Annotated in this window: 15 protein-coding genes and 2 pseudogenes; 6 read left to right on the forward strand and 11 right to left on the reverse strand. The window is 60.5% G+C overall.

Features of this window, described 5'->3' with window-relative positions:
- Positions 1–12 precede the first annotated feature (12 nt).
- On the reverse strand, positions 13–462 hold the full coding sequence (locus AEQ67_RS03285; RefSeq protein ID WP_059402458.1) for a winged helix-turn-helix transcriptional regulator: 450 nt from the start codon (positions 460–462) through the stop codon (positions 13–15).
- Positions 463–666: 204 nt separating this feature from the next.
- Here AEQ67_RS03285 and AEQ67_RS03290 point away from each other — a divergent pair, with 204 nt between their 5' ends.
- Entirely contained in the window at positions 667–1,449 is a 783-nt protein-coding gene (locus AEQ67_RS03290) for an SDR family oxidoreductase (RefSeq protein WP_059402459.1), read from the forward strand.
- Between the two features lie 12 nt (positions 1,450–1,461).
- Here the strand turns inward: AEQ67_RS03290 and AEQ67_RS03295 are convergent, their stop codons facing one another.
- Together AEQ67_RS03295 and AEQ67_RS03300 are read right to left on the reverse strand one after the other, a co-directional pair.
- A complete protein-coding gene (locus AEQ67_RS03295) occupies positions 1,462–2,406 on the reverse strand; it encodes an aldo/keto reductase (RefSeq protein WP_082377770.1) in 945 nt (314 codons plus the stop codon).
- Complete coding sequence (locus AEQ67_RS03300; RefSeq protein WP_059402461.1) at positions 2,393–3,679, reverse strand: NTP/NDP exchange transporter; 1,287 nt, start codon at positions 3,677–3,679, stop codon at positions 2,393–2,395. The genes AEQ67_RS03295 and AEQ67_RS03300 overlap by 14 nt, the downstream gene beginning before the upstream one ends.
- A gap of 84 nt (positions 3,680–3,763) precedes the next feature.
- Between AEQ67_RS03300 and AEQ67_RS03305 the strand changes: the two genes are divergently transcribed.
- Positions 3,764–4,552, forward strand: a complete 789-nt coding sequence (locus AEQ67_RS03305) for an alpha/beta hydrolase (protein ID WP_059402462.1) — start codon at positions 3,764–3,766, stop codon at positions 4,550–4,552.
- Positions 4,553–4,616: 64 nt separating this feature from the next.
- On the opposite strand, the gene AEQ67_RS03310 is transcribed toward AEQ67_RS03305, so the two are convergent.
- A complete protein-coding gene (locus AEQ67_RS03310; protein WP_059402463.1) occupies positions 4,617–5,891 on the reverse strand; it encodes a glucarate dehydratase family protein in 1,275 nt (424 codons plus the stop codon).
- Entirely contained in the window at positions 5,888–7,249 is a 1,362-nt protein-coding gene (locus AEQ67_RS03315) for an MFS transporter (RefSeq protein WP_059402464.1), read from the reverse strand. Before AEQ67_RS03315 ends, AEQ67_RS03310 begins: the two co-directional genes overlap by 4 nt.
- A 106-nt stretch (positions 7,250–7,355) precedes the next feature.
- On the opposite strand from AEQ67_RS03315, the pseudogene AEQ67_RS03320 reads away from it, so the two are divergent.
- Both AEQ67_RS03320 and AEQ67_RS03325 read left to right on the forward strand, forming a co-directional pair.
- Positions 7,356–8,257 (forward strand): annotated as a pseudogene (locus tag AEQ67_RS03320) (LysR family transcriptional regulator).
- Positions 8,258–8,363: 106 nt separating this feature from the next.
- Positions 8,364–9,110: a hypothetical protein gene (locus tag AEQ67_RS03325; protein WP_059402465.1), complete on the forward strand. Its 747-nt coding sequence runs from the start codon at positions 8,364–8,366 to the stop codon at positions 9,108–9,110.
- 188 nt (positions 9,111–9,298) lie between these two features.
- Here the strand turns inward: AEQ67_RS03325 and AEQ67_RS03330 are convergent, their stop codons facing one another.
- Entirely contained in the window at positions 9,299–10,630 is a 1,332-nt protein-coding gene (locus tag AEQ67_RS03330; protein WP_059402466.1) for an aminotransferase-like domain-containing protein, read from the reverse strand.
- An 87-nt stretch (positions 10,631–10,717) separates the two neighbouring features.
- Between AEQ67_RS03330 and AEQ67_RS03335 the strand changes: the two genes are divergently transcribed.
- The gene (locus AEQ67_RS03335) at positions 10,718–11,614 is read left to right on the forward strand and encodes a DMT family transporter (protein ID WP_059402467.1); all 897 of its coding nucleotides are present in this window, start codon (positions 10,718–10,720) and stop codon (positions 11,612–11,614) included.
- A 6-nt stretch (positions 11,615–11,620) separates the two neighbouring features.
- On the opposite strand, the gene AEQ67_RS03340 is transcribed toward AEQ67_RS03335, so the two are convergent.
- The gene (locus AEQ67_RS03340; RefSeq protein WP_059402468.1) at positions 11,621–11,992 is read right to left on the reverse strand and encodes a hypothetical protein; all 372 of its coding nucleotides are present in this window, start codon (positions 11,990–11,992) and stop codon (positions 11,621–11,623) included.
- 214 nt (positions 11,993–12,206) lie between these two features.
- On the opposite strand from AEQ67_RS03340, the gene AEQ67_RS03345 reads away from it, so the two are divergent.
- On the forward strand, positions 12,207–13,067 hold the full coding sequence (locus AEQ67_RS03345; protein WP_059402469.1) for a CAP domain-containing protein: 861 nt from the start codon (positions 12,207–12,209) through the stop codon (positions 13,065–13,067).
- A 214-nt stretch (positions 13,068–13,281) separates the two neighbouring features.
- Here the strand turns inward: AEQ67_RS03345 and AEQ67_RS03350 are convergent, their stop codons facing one another.
- The 4 genes and pseudogenes from AEQ67_RS03350 to AEQ67_RS03365 all read right to left on the reverse strand — a co-directional run.
- A complete protein-coding gene (locus AEQ67_RS03350) occupies positions 13,282–13,911 on the reverse strand; it encodes a Vgb family protein (protein WP_059402470.1) in 630 nt (209 codons plus the stop codon).
- A 35-nt stretch (positions 13,912–13,946) separates the two neighbouring features.
- A pseudogene (locus tag AEQ67_RS03355) lies at positions 13,947–15,165 on the reverse strand (helix-turn-helix domain-containing protein).
- A gap of 300 nt (positions 15,166–15,465) precedes the next feature.
- Positions 15,466–17,226, reverse strand: coding sequence for a glucose-6-phosphate isomerase (gene pgi / locus AEQ67_RS03360; protein ID WP_236710270.1), 1,761 nt, complete (start codon positions 17,224–17,226; stop codon positions 15,466–15,468).
- Positions 17,227–17,228: 2 nt separating this feature from the next.
- On the reverse strand, positions 17,229–17,548 hold a 320-nt coding region (locus AEQ67_RS03365; RefSeq protein WP_330219456.1), incomplete at its 5' end, for a transketolase-like TK C-terminal-containing protein.

Below are 17,548 nucleotides of genomic sequence, written 5' to 3' on the forward strand. Positions count from 1 at the left end.
GTCAACGCGCACTCAGTGCGCGACACCAAACTTGGTGGTGATCTCTTCGGGCTTGAGCGATCGTCCATCGACCGCCACCAACTGCAGTTTTTGGAGCGGCTGACGGTCTTTTGTGTCGACCATCACCGAGCCGAGTTCGCCAGGCTCGTACATAAACTCGTTGCCCCACTGCGACAGCGCAATGAGCACCGGCTGCAAGGCCTTGCCCTTTTCGGTCAGCACATACTCTTTGTAAATACTGCCGTCAGCGGCGGGCTCCAGGCGCATCACACCTTCTGCCACCATGTTTTTAAGCCGTGCACTGAGGATGTTTTTCGCGACATCCAGGCTTTTCTGGAAATCGCTGAAGCGCCGCGTGCCGGCGAGCGCATCACGAATGATCAGCAACGACCACCAATCGCCGATGAGGTCGAGGGATCGAGCAACCGGGCAGGGATTGCCCTGCAAACTTTTACGTTTCACGTAAGTCGCCTCTGTCTAAGGATTTTCCGCATTGACGCCCAAGCGTCGGCAGCAAGTGGTTGCATCATACAACCTTAGCTGGTAAAAATCGCAACTAGTGGTTTTATTATAAAACCACAAACCCGATTTCATACGATTGCTCTGCCTTGCGCCCAATAGCATCGGCTTCAGTGGTTGCATGATAAAACCTTAGGAGTTTCCCCAATGAAACTGGCTGGAAAAACTGCATTCATCACCGGCGGCAACAGCGGCCTGGGCTTGGCCACCGCAAAACTGTTCATCGCTGAAGGCGCAAAAGTCGCCATCACCGGTCGCAGCCAAAAAACCCTGGATGAGGCCCGGGAAGCGTTGGGCCCTAACCTGCTCGCGATCCAGGCAGACCTTGCCGACGTCAAAGAGATCGAGCGCGCCGTGGCAGAAGCCGTAGCGGCCTTCGGCAAACTGGACATCGTGTTCGCCAACGCCGGCATCGCCGCGCTGACGCCGGTTGGCGGCACCAGCCTTGAGACGTTCCAGAACATCATCCAGACCAACCTCACCGGCACGTTTTTTACCGTGCAAGCGACTGAGCCGCACCTCAACCCTGGCGCCTCGATCATTTTGAACGGCTCGGTACACGCCGACATGGGATGGCCCGGTTACAGCGCCTACGCAGCTACCAAAGGTGCAGTCCGCTCGATGACACGGGTCATGGCCGCAGAATTTGCCCCGCGTGGAATCCGCGTCAATCAGATCACGCCCGGGGCTGCGCGCACGCCGGTGTGGAACCCGCTCGCCGCCAACTCGACTGCAATGGATGCGCTGGAGGAAAAACTGAAAACCACGATTCCACTGGGTCGCATTGGTGAAGCGGAAGAAGTCGCTACCGTCGCGATGTTTCTCGCCTCCAGCGACTCCAGCAATGTCGTGGGTGCAGAGATCGTCGTCGATGGCGGTGCAACAGGCTCGCCATTAGGCGCCCCGGCTCACACCAAAAACTGGGCATAACAGCAACCCGCCTTACCCCACCAGGTCAATCAACTGCTCGCGCTGCGCCCCCGTCAGCATCGGACCAAAACCGGCACCTGCGTTTTCCGCCATGTAGCGCGGGTTGCCGGTGCCGGGGATGACGCAGGTCACCGCCGAATGCGTCAGTAAAAACTTCAGCGCCAGTTGTGGCCAGCTTTTCACTCCCACTTGTGCGGCCCAGCCTGGCAGTGGCTTGCCTTTCAGTCGGTCTATCAAGCCACCGCCGCCGAAGGGGCGATTGCAGATCACCGCCACGCCGCGCTCGCGACACAGCGGCAGGATTCGTTTCTCGACGCCACGGTCGTCCAGCGCATAGTTGATCTGCAAGAAATCCAGCGGTTCAGCCTTGAGCACTGCCTCCACTTCGTCATAAGCCGACGCCGTGTAATGGGTGATGCCGATGTAGCGAATGCGCCCTTCTTCCTTCCATTTGCGCAAGGTCGGCAGATGGGTTTTCCAGTCCAGCAGGTTGTGAATCTGCATCAGATCGATACGGTCGGTTTGCAGCAACTTGAAAGACTGCTCCATTTGCGCAATGCCTTCGTCGCGGCCACGGGTCCAGACCTTGGTGGCCAGAAACGCGGGCGAGCGCGGCTGATGGATCGACAACAGTTCACCGGTGGTCTGCTCGGCGCGGCCGTACATGGGCGAGCTGTCGATCAACGTCCCGCCCTTCTCGAACAACGCACTGAGCACTGCCGGCAGGTTCTTGTACGCAGGATCGGCAGGCCCGACATCAAAGCCGCGATAGGTGCCCAGCCCGACGATGGGCAACGGCTCGGCGCTGGAAGGAATGACTCGGGTCAGCATGTTCTTGCCTCCTGTTTCCGTCGATGGCGTGAAGGCTGCAAAAGCCGACTCGAAGGTGAAAACCGCCGAAGCACCGGCAGCCAGCGTGAGTATTTTTCGACGCGTGTATCCATCAGTGTGGCTCATGGTGTTGCCCTTCCACCTCTTGGCTGCTGGCCTTTTGCGCCTGGCGCCGGGCCAGCCACAGGCATAACCAGCCCCACACCCCGGCAAACGGCACGATCACCAGCGCCACCAGTCCAAAACCTGCGCCAAGCGCCGTCAACCCTGCGGACAGCCAGCCACTGGCAGCATCGCCGCCGCGATAGACCAGGGTTTCGATCACATTCTTGGCCTTGTACTTTTCCTCGCGGCTCACCACTGTCCACAACACTTCCCGCGCCGGCCGCACGATGGCGAACTCGACCGCGCGACGCAGCCCCTGTGCCAGTGCGACGGTGGCCGGCACGGGCGCCAAAGCCATGGCGGCAAATGCCACGACCGTCGCCAACGGCAAGGCCACCAGCGCCCCGCCAACACCCCCGAGCCGGATCAACGGCGCCGTCAGCACCAGCTGAAAGATCAAGGTCAGTGCCGACACGATCAGATCGACAACGGCGAAAAACTGCGTCCGGCTGACAACATCAGCATAGCTACCCGCCACAATCCGCCCCTGCTCGAAATACAACAAGGTCGCGGCACTGGTGTGCAACAGCATGAACACCACCAGCCCCAGCAGATAGCGCGAGCGCAGGATCAGCGTGACCCCAGCCAGCATGCTGCCACCCATGCGCCGCTCGTCCGACAACCGGTTGCCGGACTGCGATTCGGTACGGGACAGCAACGCCCGGTAGCAGCGCACTGCGATTTCCAGCAGCACCGCTGCCGCGACGGTCAACGCAACCGGGCCAAAACGGGTGGCCATGGTCGCGGCCAGCAACGGCCCGATGAACGTGCCCAACGTGCCACCCGCCGCGATGAAGCCGAACAGCCGCCGCCCTTGCGCGCTGGAAAACCGGTCCACCAGCACGCTCCAGAAGATCGTAACGATGAACAGGTTGTAGATACTGATCCAGACGAAAAACACCCGCCCGACCGCCACCGGCGCAACGTGTTTGGCGATCAGCACACCAAACACCAGCATCGACAAGGCGATCGAGCGATAGATCAACGGCACGAAACGCGTGGCCGGCAGCCGCGACACCAACGCACCAAACACCGGCACCATCAGCAGCATCACCACGAACGTGGCCGTGAACAGCCACTGCAATTTGTCGGCGCCGCCCTCCAGACCCAGGGCGTCGCGCAGCGGTCGCACCAGGTAATAACTGGCCAGCACGCAGAAATGGAAGGCGAACCCCAGCATCACCGCCGCTCTTTCGCAGGGCCGAACGTCGAGCCATTTGAGCACGATGGGCATGGGCGCCCTCCCGCAGCGTCTCGCGTGGGTCTACTACACTCTGACAGCGATCAAACGATTGCAGTCTTCAAGCCAGAGCAGTCAATGTCGCCCACTAAAGTTAGCCGAATGTCACGAACCCTGGTGTCTATCGTCGTTATCGTTGCGGTGGTGTATCTGGCGCTGTGCGCTGCGCTGTTGGTGTTTCAACGCGCGCTCATCTACTTTCCGCAACCGCGTGCCCTCGGCACCTCCGAAGCGCTGCTGACGCTGTCGGTGGACGATGCGCAGGTGCTGGTGACCGTCCGAGCGCATGAGGGGCCGAATGCGTTGATTTATTTCGGTGGCAATGCCGAGGACGTTTCCCGGAGCTTGCCCGAGTTTTCGCAGGAGTTCCCGGATCATGCCCTCTACTTGCTTCACTACCGAGGCTACGGTGGCAGTTCCGGGTCACCCTCCGAGGAGGCGATTGCCCGCGATGCCATGACCTTGTTTGACCTGGTCTACGCCACACACCCGCACATTGCGGTGGTCGGTCGCAGCCTGGGCTCGGGGGTTGCCGTGCGTCTCGCCAGCCTCCGCCCGGCAGCGCGACTGGTCCTGATCACGCCCTATAACAGCCTTGAAGAACTGGCGACACGGCAATACCCGATGTTCCCGGTGAAGTGGCTGCTAAAGGACAAGTTTGAATCGTGGAAATACGCCGCTCACATCACAGTGCCGACGCTGTTGATCGCGGCGCAGAACGACGAAGTGATACCGCGTGCAAGTACGGAGCGGCTGTACGCGCATTTCGCCAACGGCGTGGCGGCGCTGAAGGTCATACCGGGTGTCGGGCACAACTCCATCGGCGAGAGCCCCGATTACCTGAAGCTGCTCGGTGATGGTTTGTGATGGGGCGGGGAAAGGTTTGGTCTGATGGAGCACATTGGCGCTCCATCAGAACAATCTCCAGCGATCAAAAACGCGGTTTGACGGTTTTCCACTCGGGCTTGTAACGCTGCATCTGCTTCACGTCATCGCGTTGGCGAATGCCACAGGTCAGGTATTGATCGTGCAGTTTGCCCAACTGATCGTGGTCCAGCTCCAGTCCGAGGCCAGGCGCGCGGGTGATTTTCACGCAGCCATTGACGATGGGCAGCTTGCCGCCCTTGATCACTTCTTCGTCCGGCTCTTGCCACGGGTAATGTGTGTCGCAGGCGTAATCAAGGTTGGGCACCGAGGCGGCGACATGCGCCATGGCCATCAGGCTGATGCCCAAGTGCGAGTTGGAATGCATCGACACGCCCAAGCCAAAGGTCTGGCACATTTTCGCCAGCGCCTGAGTGTCACGCAGGCCGCCCCAATAGTGGTGGTCAGCAAGGACGATCTGCACGCTGTTCAACGCCACGCTGCGGCGGAATTCATCGAAATCGGTGACGACCATGTTGGTCGCCAGCGGCAGGCCGGTGCGTTTGTGCAGCTCGGACATGCCCTCCAGCCCCGGCGTCGGGTCTTCGTAATATTGCAGGTCGTCGCCCAGCAGTTCGGCCATGCGAATGGAAGTTTCCAGCGACCAGTTAGCGTTCGGATCAATCCGCATCGGGTAACCCGGGAACGCCTTCTTCAGCGCCTTGATGCACGCCACCTCATGCTCCGGCTCCAGCGCGCCGGCCTTGAGCTTGATGCTCTTGAAACCATAGGTCTCGATCATCCGTCGCGCCTGCGCGACGATCTGTTCTTCGTTCAGCGCCTCGCCCCAGCTGTCCGCTTTGTAGGGTGAGTCGACATGCTGCGCGTACTTGAAAAACAGATAGGCGCTGAACGGAATCTCATCGCGAATCGCCCCGCCCAGCAAGTCCACCAGCGGCACATTCAACGAATGCGCCTGCAAATCGAGGAACGCCACTTCGAACGCCGAATAGGCATTGCTCACCGCTTTGCTGGCATGGGAGCCCGGTGCGAGTTCGGCACCGGCAATGCTCGCCGGTTTGTTCGCCGCCACGGTGGCCTGCACGATGGCGCGCAGCTGATTGAGGTTGAACGGGTCGAGGCCGATCAGTTGATCTTGCAGTTGCAGTTGGATCGCCAGCGCCGGGGCGTCGCCGTAGCTTTCGCCCAGGCCGATGTAGCCATTGTCGCTCTCGATCTCGATGATCGAACGCAGCGCGAAGGGTTCGTGGATGCCGCTGGCATTGAGCAGCGGCGGATCACGGAAAGCGATGGGGGTGACGGTGACTCGTTTGATTTTCAAGAAGCTGCTCCTTTTGAACCTGAACTCAAGGCTTGTTGATTGAGGGTTTTTGTTACCGCTGCGTCGCTACGGGGTGCCGTGCGCGCGAAAAAGATCACCACGGCCGCGACCAGTGATGTGGCGGCCAAGCCGTACAGCCCGCCTTCAATCGAGCCGGTTTTCTGCTCGAGAAAACCGAACGCGGTCGGGGCGACGAAACCGCCGAGGTTGCCGATGGAGTTGATCAGGGCGATCACCGCCGCAGCGATGCGTGCATCCAGATAGCCTTGTGGGATCGGCCAGAACAGCGCCGAGGCGGCCTTGAAACCAATGGCCGCAAAACAGATGGCGACGAACGCGAAGATTGGCCCGCCGGTGGTGGACATGAACATGCCGAACGCAGCGATCACCAGGGTCAATGCTACCCACGCCTGCTGGTGTTTCCATTTGCTGGCCATGGCGGCGAAGCCATACATCGCGACGATGGAAATCAGCCATGGAATCGAGTTGAACAAACCAACCTGGAAGTCGCCGAGGTTGCCCATTTTCTTGATCATGCTCGGCAGCCAGAACGTGGCGCCATAAATGGTCAGGGCGATGGAAAAGTAGATGAAGCAGAACAGTGCGATCTGTTTGTCAGCCAACAACTTGAACATCGACGGCTTGACCGTCTGCGCGGCTTCGCGAGCCTGCTGTTCCAGCGCAATGGCGCTGGTCAGTGCGTCCTTCTCTTCGGCGCTCAGCCATTTCGCTTCACGCGGATGGGATTGCAGCCAGAACCAGACAAACCCGCACAGGACGATGGAGGCAAAGCCTTCGATCAGGAACATCCACTGCCAGCCATGCAGACTGAAACCGCTGACGTTGAGCAGCGCGCCGGACACCGGGCCGGAAATGACCGAGGCGATGGCCGAACCGCTGAGGAAGATCGCCATGGCTTTGCCCCGTTCGGTCGATGGCAACCATTGGGTGAAGTAGTAAATGATGCCGGGGAAAAAGCCCGCTTCGGCCGCGCCGAGAATGAAGCGCAATACATAGAAGCTGGTTTCGCCACGCACGAAGGCCATGGCCATGGCGGCCGCGCCCCAGGTGAACATGATGCGCGTCAGCCAGGCGCGGGCGCCGTAGCGTTGCAGCAGCATGTTGGAGGGCACTTCGAAAATCGCGTAACCGATGAAGAACAAACCGGCACCCAGGCCATAGGCTGCAGCGCCGATGCCCAGGTCGGTCTCCATGTGGCTACGGACGAAGCCGATGTTGACCCGGTCGATGTAGTTGACGATGAACATCACCACAAACAGCGGCAGCACATGGCGCTTGACCTTGGCCGCCGCGCGGGCGAGCACAGTCGGCTCCGGCGGATTCTGGAGGGTATTCAAGAGGCATCTCCCGATCATTGTTTTTTTAGGGACGAGCCGATCATGGACGCGGCAATTGATCCCGTCTAATCTAACTTGGCATTCGATTGATACCTGGATTAGATCAATGTTCGAACTGACTCAACTGCGCTGCTTCACCACGGTGGCCACCGAACTCAACTTCCGGCGTGCCGCCGAACGGCTGAACATGACGCAACCGCCCCTCAGTCGGCAGATCCAACTGCTGGAGCACCATCTGGGCGTCGAACTGTTCACCCGCACCACCCGCAGCGTCGCCCTCACCGCTGCCGGCCGGGCGTTCTTCATCGAAGCGCAGAACCTGCTGGAGCGCGCCCAACAAGCCGCCGTCACGGCTCGACGTTTTGCCGAGGGAGACATTGGCTCGGTCAACATCAGTTTCGTCGGCAGCGCGGTGTACGAATTCCTGCCCAAGGTCATCGCCGAGGCGCGGCTCAAACAGCCGCATGTCAAAATCGACTTGTCGGAAATGAACACCTACCAGCAGCACGAAGCCCTGCGCGCCCGGCGTATCGATCTGGGTATCGTCCGCGCGCCGCTGCTGGAACCGGGTTACGCCACCGAATGCCTGGTGCGCGAACCCTTCGTCCTAGCCGTGCCGAGCAATCATCGGCTGGCCAGTGCCGACACCGTGTCGGTCAAAGACCTCGCCGCCCACCCGTTCCGATGCACCCCCCCGCCGCCTCCCCGCCGTTCAACGAACTGCTGACCGGCATGCTCCGCTCTGCCCGCGTTGCCCCGGAATACGTGCAATGGCTCGGTTCGTCATTGACTATCCTGGCGCTGGTCAACGCCGGAATGGGCCTGGCCCTGGTGCCGCGTTGCGCCAGCAGCGTGGTGTTCAAGAACGTGGTGTTTCGCGACATCGATCTGGGGGAAGGTGTGCAAAGTGAACTGCATTTGATCTGGCGCGAGAACAATGACAACCCGGCGTTTGCGATGTTGCTGGAGGCGATTCGGACGGCTGTCACGGAGGGATGGGGGGCGTGAGTTTTGCGCAAGGGAATCGGGTTATTTTCCAACACAAAAAAAAACACCGGCTATCGTTGTAAGTGATCGGTCTACTCCGGACCAGTAGCGTACTGATGGAGTTCTTATGAATAGAACCAATCTTACTGCTGTTGTCATCACCCTTCTCGCCGCAACCGTACCCACCCTTTCCAGCGCTGCACCTTCTACAGATCCGGTTTTTGCATTTGGCTTGCTGGGAAGCTACAGCGTTCTAGAATTCACAGGGCGCAGAAGCACGAGCACCGATCACATGCCGGAAGGAGGATTATTTCTCAACTTTGGCAACAAAATGACGGCTCAGACCGGCCTTGTTTATTCGGCGGAAGTCAGTGGGCAGTATTCTGAAAAACAGAATCAGAAAGTAAAGGATGGTCAAGCAGACCTGGATCTTGGCTGGAGGATTGCGTTGGATGCGCGCAATTTTATCGATGTATTGCTAGGCGGGGGATACAAATGGAATCGATTTGAACCGAACTCGAACAAGTACGACATCGATCTCACCAGCCGCACGCCTTTCGCTAAAGCGGCTGCGGGCTACAATCATCAGTTCAGCACTTCAACCCTGCGTCTTGAAGCGGGCATTCGAAAGTCAATAAATGGGGAATCGCAGCTAAAACTTCATGGCGTCAGCAACGACACTTTGGATTTAAAAGACACGACCAATCCTTTTGTCGAGTTGAGTTTGATGTTTAATCAGCAAGGATCGATTCCGCTTATAGCATCGCTATACTACAACCGCTTTAAATATGACCTGGATGGCCAATTTGCAGCGACCGATTTCGACAAACAAACCCGGGATGAGTATGGCGTAAAAGTAGGCCTCGTCTTCTAACGCAACTTGGATCTCAAGGTGTAGACCTCAGCACCGATGTAATCGAAAAGATGTTCCATGACCGGATGCCCCCCGGTCAATGCCGTAGAAAATGAAGCGCCGGTCAGCTTGACGAGCTGAATAAATCACCTCGGGTTCCTTTGGCATTTTTGACAGGCCTCCATGGGTCAAAATCGGCCCTTCCTGACCTACGAACAAGCCCCAACCACCCACCTGACCTTCTCAAGCGCCTCCCGCAGCGGGCCCATCTCCGCCGAGCCCAGCGCCAATCGAATGGCATGCGGTACATGCGTGGAAATCGCGAACGGCTCCCCGGTTGAAACCGCCACTTTTTCACGCAGTAATGCCGCGGCGACCTGATCGGCCCTGGCGTCTTCGGACAACGGCAGCCAAAGAAAATACGACGATGGGTGACTAACGCACTCCAGTCCCGCCAGCACCTCGGTGGCCAATGTTTGCCGGGCCTGAGCATCCCGGCGCTTTTCATCTTCGAGTTGCATGACAGTGCCGTCGTCGAGCCACGCGCACGCGACCGCCGTCATCACGCCCGGGGTATTCCAGGTGGTGGCCCTGATGATTCGCTCCAACGCAGACACTTTTCCGATGGGGGCGGCGACGAAGCCTACGCGTAAACCGGTGGCCACACTTTTGGACAGCCCTGAAACGTAAACCGTCCGCTCGGGGGCGAGTTGCGCTAATGGGGGTGGCGGGTTCTCGACCAGGAAGGCGTAGGCAGCGTCCTCGATGATCAGCAGCCCATGCTGACGCGCAATCGTCACCAGGTGCTCGCGCTGATCGGCACTCATCACCCATCCCAACGGATTGTGCAGAGTCGGCATCGTGTACACGGCCCGCACGCGGCGATTCCGGCACAGGCTGTCCAGCGCCTCCAGATCCGGGCCATGTGCGGTGACGGGAATGGGCACGATCTCAAGGTGCAGGGACTCGGCCAGCACTTTGAATCCGGAATAGGTCAGCGCATCGGCGGCGATCACATCACCGGGTTGCAGCAGTGCCATCAAGGTCACGGCCAGCCCGTGTTGAGCGCCACTGACCATTAATACTTGCCCGGCATCGACCGTCAGCCCTCGGGCGCGCAAATGCCGCGCCACTGAGGCACGCTCATGCGGGCGGCCCGCGTGCGGCTGGTAACGCAGCAAGGATTCCAGGTCGCCGGCCAATGCGAGCTGGCGCAGTGCCGTTCGCAACAGTTCTGCCTGGCCGGGCAGCGATGGATAGTTGAAATTGAGATCGGTCATGCCGGTTGCAACGACTTTCTGGTCGATGCCCTGGCCGGGCGGTAACGAAGTCTCCCTGACGAACGTGCCTCGCCCCGTCTCCCCACTGACAAGGCCCATGGCCTCAAGCTCTGCATAGACCCGGCTTGCCGTCACCAACGCCAGCCCTTCTGCGGCGGCGAGCTGTCGGTGCGTGGGCAGGCGCGTGCCCGGCAACAACTGCCCAGACCGGATGTCCGCTGCAAAAGCATCTACCAATGACTTGTACCGTGAACGAGGCATGCCGAGATGTATCCATGACAATTTTTTGATTGTGCTGATCTTCGATCATACGATGGCGGTCACGCAACTGTCCTTGAGTGTGACCAAATGGAACGGACCTCTCACCTGCAAAACCCGACGACCGCAAGCGCCGCCAGCGGATGGCTCAACGGGTTCATCGGCGTGCTGATATTCAGTGGTTCGCTGCCGGCAACACGGTTGGCGGTACTGGAGTTCGACCCGGTTTTCCTGACGGTTGCCCGTGCGACTATCGCCGGGTTGCTGGCACTGTGCATGCTGGTGCTGTTTAGAGAAAAGCGCCCTGCCCGGCACCAGCTCCTGTCCCTGGCCATCGTCGCATTGGGCGTTGTCGTGGGGTTTCCGCTACTGACGGCGCTGGCGCTGCAGTATGTGTCGTCAGCACACTCCATCGTTTTTGTCGGCCTGTTGCCGCTCGCCACCGCTGCGTTCGGTGTCTTGCGCGGTGGCGAGCGGCCACGGCCGGTTTTCTGGTTCTTCTCGATCCTGGGCAGCGCGCTGGTGGTGGGATTTGCGGTTTCCCAAGGCCTGACGGCCAATCCTGTCGGGGACATTCTGATGTTGCTGGCGATCCTCGCCTGCGGCCTTGGCTATGCCGAAGGGGCGAAGCTTTCAAGGACGCTCGGCGGTTGGCAGGTGATCTCCTGGGCACTGGTGCTGTCGCTGCCGGTGATGATCCCGCTGACCGGGTTCATGGCGCCGCCTGCGTTTTCGGGAATCAGCACACCCGCGTGGATCAGCCTGGCTTACGTATCGATTTTCAGCATGTTGGTCGGTTTCGTCTTCTGGTATCGCGGCCTGGCCCAAGGAGGGATTGCGGCTGTCGGTCAGCTTCAACTGCTACAGCCGTTCTTTGGATTGGCCCTGGCGGCCACGTTGCTGCACGAGCAGGTCAGTATCGGCATGCTGGGCGTCACCGTTGCGGTGATCCTTTGCGTGGCGGGCGCAAGGAAGTTTTCGAAATAAACACCGCTATCCCCGTGTCGAGCGCTTGCGCGCCAGGCGTTGCTGCCAGTTCCCGGCGTTGGCGCGCTGACATTGCTCTTCAGAATCGAATTGCACATGCGCCGAAACCGGGCTGACCAAGACATCCGCTTCGCTTAACGCAATCGCGGTCAACTCGACCATGCGCTCGCCCTGCCCGCCTGCCAGTGCCTGGTCTTTTTGCGCCTCGGTGTCGAACACCCAAACGACCCTCAGACTGGCGGGGAACTCGACGTAATCGACCTCGTGGGTCAACCAGGCGAACCCGACGATTTGCGCTTTGGCCGTCTCACACGCCTCGGTCAGGGTGGCAACCAGGCGACGCTCGATGTGCGCCTGCTCGCGTTTGCTCAAGCCCATGGCTGGATCCTTGTCTGTGGAAAAAAAAGCCCATGATACGACACCTCCCCGTCACTTCGGCGCCCACCCGGAATTTGCCTCCCACCTCGTGAACCAAGTCTCGAAACGCCAGTCTTAGACCCGCCGCGAAGCTCATCAACACCCGATAAAAACCGCTCTTCGCTCGGCTGCACTTTCACCTTTAGCGCGTCATTTCATCAGAGCCGTCCACCCCATGCGCCACTTCGTCCGCTCGTTTCGCGTTGCTTCGCTGTGCCTGCTCCCCCTGATTTCGCTGTTCGCCAACCCCGCCCATGCCGGCGCGGAACGGCAACTGGTGGAAGCCATCAATGATTACCGTGCCCATCCCTATCGTTGCTCGGGGCGGGCCGGTCGTGCGTTAACGCCGCTGGCGCTGAAATCCAGCCTGGCTTTGCCAATCGGCTATGGCGGCGGCTTGCGCGACCGCTTGAAAGCGTCCGGCTATCAAGCGGTGACGGTACGCACTATCCGGGTGGTCGGAGCGCAAGATGCCGATGAGGCTTTCGACATGCTCCAGAGCGATTACTGCGCGGCTTTGCTCGATACCCAGTTCGCCGATATCGGTGTCAGTCGCGCCAGGAGTGAGTGGCAAGTGGTGCTGGCACAGCCGGTGCTCGATAGTCAGGTAGGCGATACTCGTGCCGTCAGCAAGGCATTGCTGGCGCAAGTCAATGCGGCCCGTGCCAAGCCGCGCCTGTGCGGACGCCAGCGTTTCGCCGCTGCACGGCCATTGGCCTGGAACGCCGCCCTGAGTGCTGCGGCGCAAGGGCACAGCAAGGCCATGGCTTACGGCAACTACTTCGCACATCAGGATCCCGACGGCGATAGGCCGGCGGATCGAGCGCGAGCCGCTGGTTTCCGTGGTCGGCAGATCGGCGAGAACATCGCGGCCGGCCAAGGCTCGCCCGGCAAGGCAATGTCGGGCTGGCTGGCCAGCCCCGGGCATTGCGCGAATCTGATGAACCCGATGTTTACTCAGGTGGGGGCGGCCTTTGCCGCGGATTCGCGCAGTGATGAAGGGGTTTACTGGACGATGTTGTTTGGCGCGCCTTGAGTGGCTCAGTTAAACCAAATCGCGATCCGTATACGACCCATGTAGCAGCTGGCGAAGCCTGCGTTCGGCTGCGTAGCAGTCGTAAACCCTGCACACGTGGTGTTCCTGATACACCGCATTGGCTGATTTACGACTGCTGCGCAGCCGAACGCAGGCTTCGCCTGCTGCTACATGGGTTGCGTTATGGCTCGCTAACCGGCATTAACCTTTTGTTTTATTTGGGACGGCGTACTGCCCTTACCTTAGCGCTGGTGCCGCCGCCGCAGAAAAACTGATCGGCGCCATCGGATTCAAGTCCCGAGACGCCAACGCCGGCCGGCATCTTCACACTTTCCAGCACTTCGCCGGTGTTCGAATCGATGTGTCGCAACTCGCTCTCCTCCTCTTCCCACGTGCCATGCCACAGCTGGCCCTCGACCCAGGTCACCCCGGTGACAAAGCGGTTGGATTCGAGGGTGCGCAGGATCGCCCCGGTCTCGGGATCGATCTGATGAATCTTGCGGTCGCGATACTCACCGACCCACAGCGTCCCTTCAGCCCACGTCAGCCCGGAGTCACTGCCACCGGGTGCCGGGATGGTGGCAAGCACTCGACCGGTCTGCGGGTCGATTTTCTGGATGCGGTCCTCGGCGATCTGAAACAAATGCTGACCATCGAAAGCGGTGCCGGCATGGGCGGCGACATCGATCGAGCGCAGCGTCTTGCCGCTTACGGGGTCGAGCGCGTTGAGTTTGTCGCCGGTGGCAAACCAGACGCGCTGGCCGTCGAAGGTGACGCCATGGACCTTGTCGACGCCGGCGAACGGGCCATATTCACGGAGGATTTCTGCAGCTGAGCGTTTCATGTTGGCTTCCTCGTCACGGTGTGTGTGCAGTGATCCTAATCACTGGGCAGCGGCGCCGGGAGTAACAAGGTCGTCGCGAAACCCGGCACTGGCGGGGTCATCCAGCGCCGCGCCCGGCCGCGACCGAACGACTGCACCTTGCCGGCAGACGCCAGTTCGTCGAGCACGCGTTGCACCGTGCGCTGGCTGGCGCCAAGGGCCAACGCCAGGGCCGAACTCGCCCACGCTTCACCGTCGGCGAGAAAAGCGAACACCGCCGCGTGCTTTTCTTCGACCGGCCGTGCCAACAGCACAACGTCGGCGGCAATCAGCGGCACCAGTGCAAATCCGCGCGCGGTTGCCGTCACGCCGGCCAAAGGTTTGAGCGCCACGCGCAGTCGCCCGACTTCGACGCGCAACCGGGCACGAAGCGATTCATCGGCGTGCTTCAATCGGAAGGCTCGGGCGACCAGCACTTCTCTCGCCACATCGTTGGGCCAGGCTTCGGCGAGTGCCCGTGCGAGGGCGAACAACACCGGACGCGTGGCGAGGGACACCGACATGCCGACGCCACGCACGGCGTAGCGGCACGCGTCCACCACCAGCGAGGTTGACGCGAGCAATGCTTCAACCTCATCCAGCAACAAGGGCTTTTCCTCGCCGCCGGCAATCAACCGTGCTGCGGGAGTGTTCAGGACCTGGGCTACGCTTTCGACCTCCGCCGTCAACGCAGGAATGCCGGCCTCGCGTGCGGCGTGTTCGGCTCTGGTGAGGGCCGCGCGCCCGGTTCGTTTCCAGGCGCCGCATCGCGATGCCTGCCGCGATCAGTTCATGAGCGGCGCGCAATGCTGGCGGCAACGGTCCGGGATCGAGTTCGGCGAGCAGCAATTCGGCCTCATCCAGCCGCCCGATCAGCAACAAACGGCGGATTTGCAGATACCGCGCATGGACGGCGTTGACCCGATCGCCGTGAGCCTCCAGCGTCACCCGTGCAGCCTCGAGTGCCTTCACCGGCCAGCCCAGATCCCGGGACGCCAGCGCGATCTCGGCCTCGGCGACCACACACCGCGCCCGCGCCAAAGCCTCCTTCGGCCCAAACGCCCGCGCCGCTTTCTGCACCAGAGCCTTCGCCCGCACCAGATCACCGAGCTGCGCCATCGCGATGCCGCGAAGCGCCAGCGCCGCCGCGTCGTCGCGCAGTGCCACCCGGTCCAGCGCACCGAGCGGATCACCCGCCGCCAGCGCCCGCGCCGCTGCGGTGACCAGCGAATCCATCTGAATCCCGCCACACTTGTCACTCCCACCGTCGGATGCCCGCTGTTTAGTCTATCTCACGACTAACCATCACGATGGCGAGTACAACGGGTCCGGAATTTTCTGTGTTTGGGCTGGCCCCATCGCGAGCAGGCTCACTCCCACATTGGACTTGTATCGTCCACCTGATAGCAATCCAATACACATCCAATGTGGGGCGAGCCTGCTCGCGAAGGGGCCCTCACAGCCGACGAAACTCGGCCCCCAAGACTGTCAAGGATCTTGGGGGCCGGCTTCACTCATGTTGTTGGACGACCCGATTCAGCCGCGATGGCGCCTGCGGAAATAGTCAACCAGACCTTGAGTCGAACAGTCGTCGGCAGGCGGCGGTTCGAAACCCGTCAGGCTGCCATAGACGCTTGTTCCCAACTCCTTCCCCAGCTCCACACCCCACTGATCGAAAGAGTTGATCCCCCAAACCACCCCCTGCACGAACACTTTGTGTTCATACAGCGCGATCAAAGCACCGAGACGCCGTGGATCGAGGGTTTCCATCACCAGGGTGTTGCTGGGGCGGTTACCCGGGATCACTTTGTGCGGTGCCAGACGTTGCACATTGGCTTTCGACAGCCCCTTGCTCCGCAATTCAGCCTCGACCTCCTTCCGGTTTTTGCCGCGCATCAGCGCCTGGCTCTGCGACAAACAGTTGGCGTACAACCAATGATGGTGATCGGCCACGGGCTTGTGGCTGACGACCGGAACGATAAAGTCTGCCGGGATCAGCGCAGTCCCTTGGTGCAACAACTGGTGATACGCATGTTGACCATTGCAGCCGACGCCACCCCAGATCACCGGCCCGGTCCCGCAGGACACCGCCGAGCCGTCCTGACGGATGCTCTTGCCGCTGGATTCCATGTCCATCTGCTGCAAGTGCTTTACGAAGTTTCGCAAGTAATGATCGTAAGGCAGGAACGCATGGGCCTGGGCATCCCAGAAATTGCGATACCAGATGCCCAGCATCGCCAGCAGCACTGGCATGTTGCTTTCGAACGGCTCGTTGAGGAAATGGCAATCCATCGCATAGGCGCCGCTGAGCAACTCCTTGAAGTGGGTCATGCCGATGGCCAGGGCAATCGGTAAACCGATCGCCGACCATAGCGAATAGCGACCACCGACCCAGTCCCACATCGGCAAAATGTTGTTCTCGCGAATACCGAAATCGATGGCCGCCTGATTGTTGCTGGTGACGGCAATGAAATGCCGGTGCAACTGCTGCTCGTTGCCACCGCTGCTCAAGTACCAGGCACGGGCGGCCTGGGCGTTTTTCAACGTTTCCAGGGTGGCGAACGTCTTGCTGGAAACGATGAACAACGTGGTTTCGGCGTTCAGGCGAGCCGTCAACTCATGGAATTCGCTGCCATCGATGTTTGCCAGGTAATGACAGCGCACCCCGGACGGGTGGCTGTAAGGCAAGAGCGCCTCGGACACCAGTTCCGGCCCGAGGAAAGAACCACCAATGCCGATGTTGACCACGTCAGTGATCGCTTTATCGGTGTAACCGCGCCATAACTGGTTATGGATGCGGCCGACGATGTCGGTCATTTTCCCCAGTGTGTCGTGGACGTCGCGCATCAAGTTGCGCCCGTCGACGATCAAGCGATCACCCACCGGACGGCGCAAGGCCGTATGCAAGGCAGGACGACGCTCCGAGGCGTTGACCTGCTCGCCGATGAACATCGCCTGGATCGCTTCGCCGAGACCCGACTCCCGCGCCAGTTGCAGCAACAGATCGCGGGTTTCAGCGGTGATCAGGTTCTTCGAATAATCGAGGAAAAGACCACAACTGGACGCTGAAAACGCTTTGAAACGTCCGGTATCAGCCTCGAATGCCTCGCGCATGTTGAAGCGCTGCATGGCCAGACGATGCTTTTGCAACGCCCGCCAGGAAGGCAGGCTGGTCGCATCAAGAGGTTGCAAATAATGCTTGGTGGAAGCTGGCTGCTCAGACGCCGGCGGCGCCGACTCCAATGCACGTGGCCTAGCCTTGGAACGCAGTGCTTCACTATCGACATCTGCCTGCATGGCTACTCCCCCACCGGCGACTTGATCAGCAGGGTCTGCGCCGTATCGAGCAGGCTTTCGAGGGTAATCCCGAAGTGCTCATATAAGGCCGGCGCAGGCGCCGACTCGCCGTAGGTGGTCATGCCGATGACGCGGCCTTCCAGGCCCACGTACTTGTACCAGTAGTCGGCGTGAGCCGCTTCGATGGCGATACGGGCGCTGACCTGCAACGGCAGGACCGCTTGTTTGTAGCCGGCGTCCTGCGCATCGAACACGCTGGTGCACGGCATCGAAACCACACGCACCTTGCGACCTTGCTCGGTGAGCTTGTCGTACGCCTGAA

The organism is Pseudomonas sp. RIT-PI-q (assembly GCF_001297125.1).
Taxonomy (GTDB): domain Bacteria; phylum Pseudomonadota; class Gammaproteobacteria; order Pseudomonadales; family Pseudomonadaceae; genus Aquipseudomonas.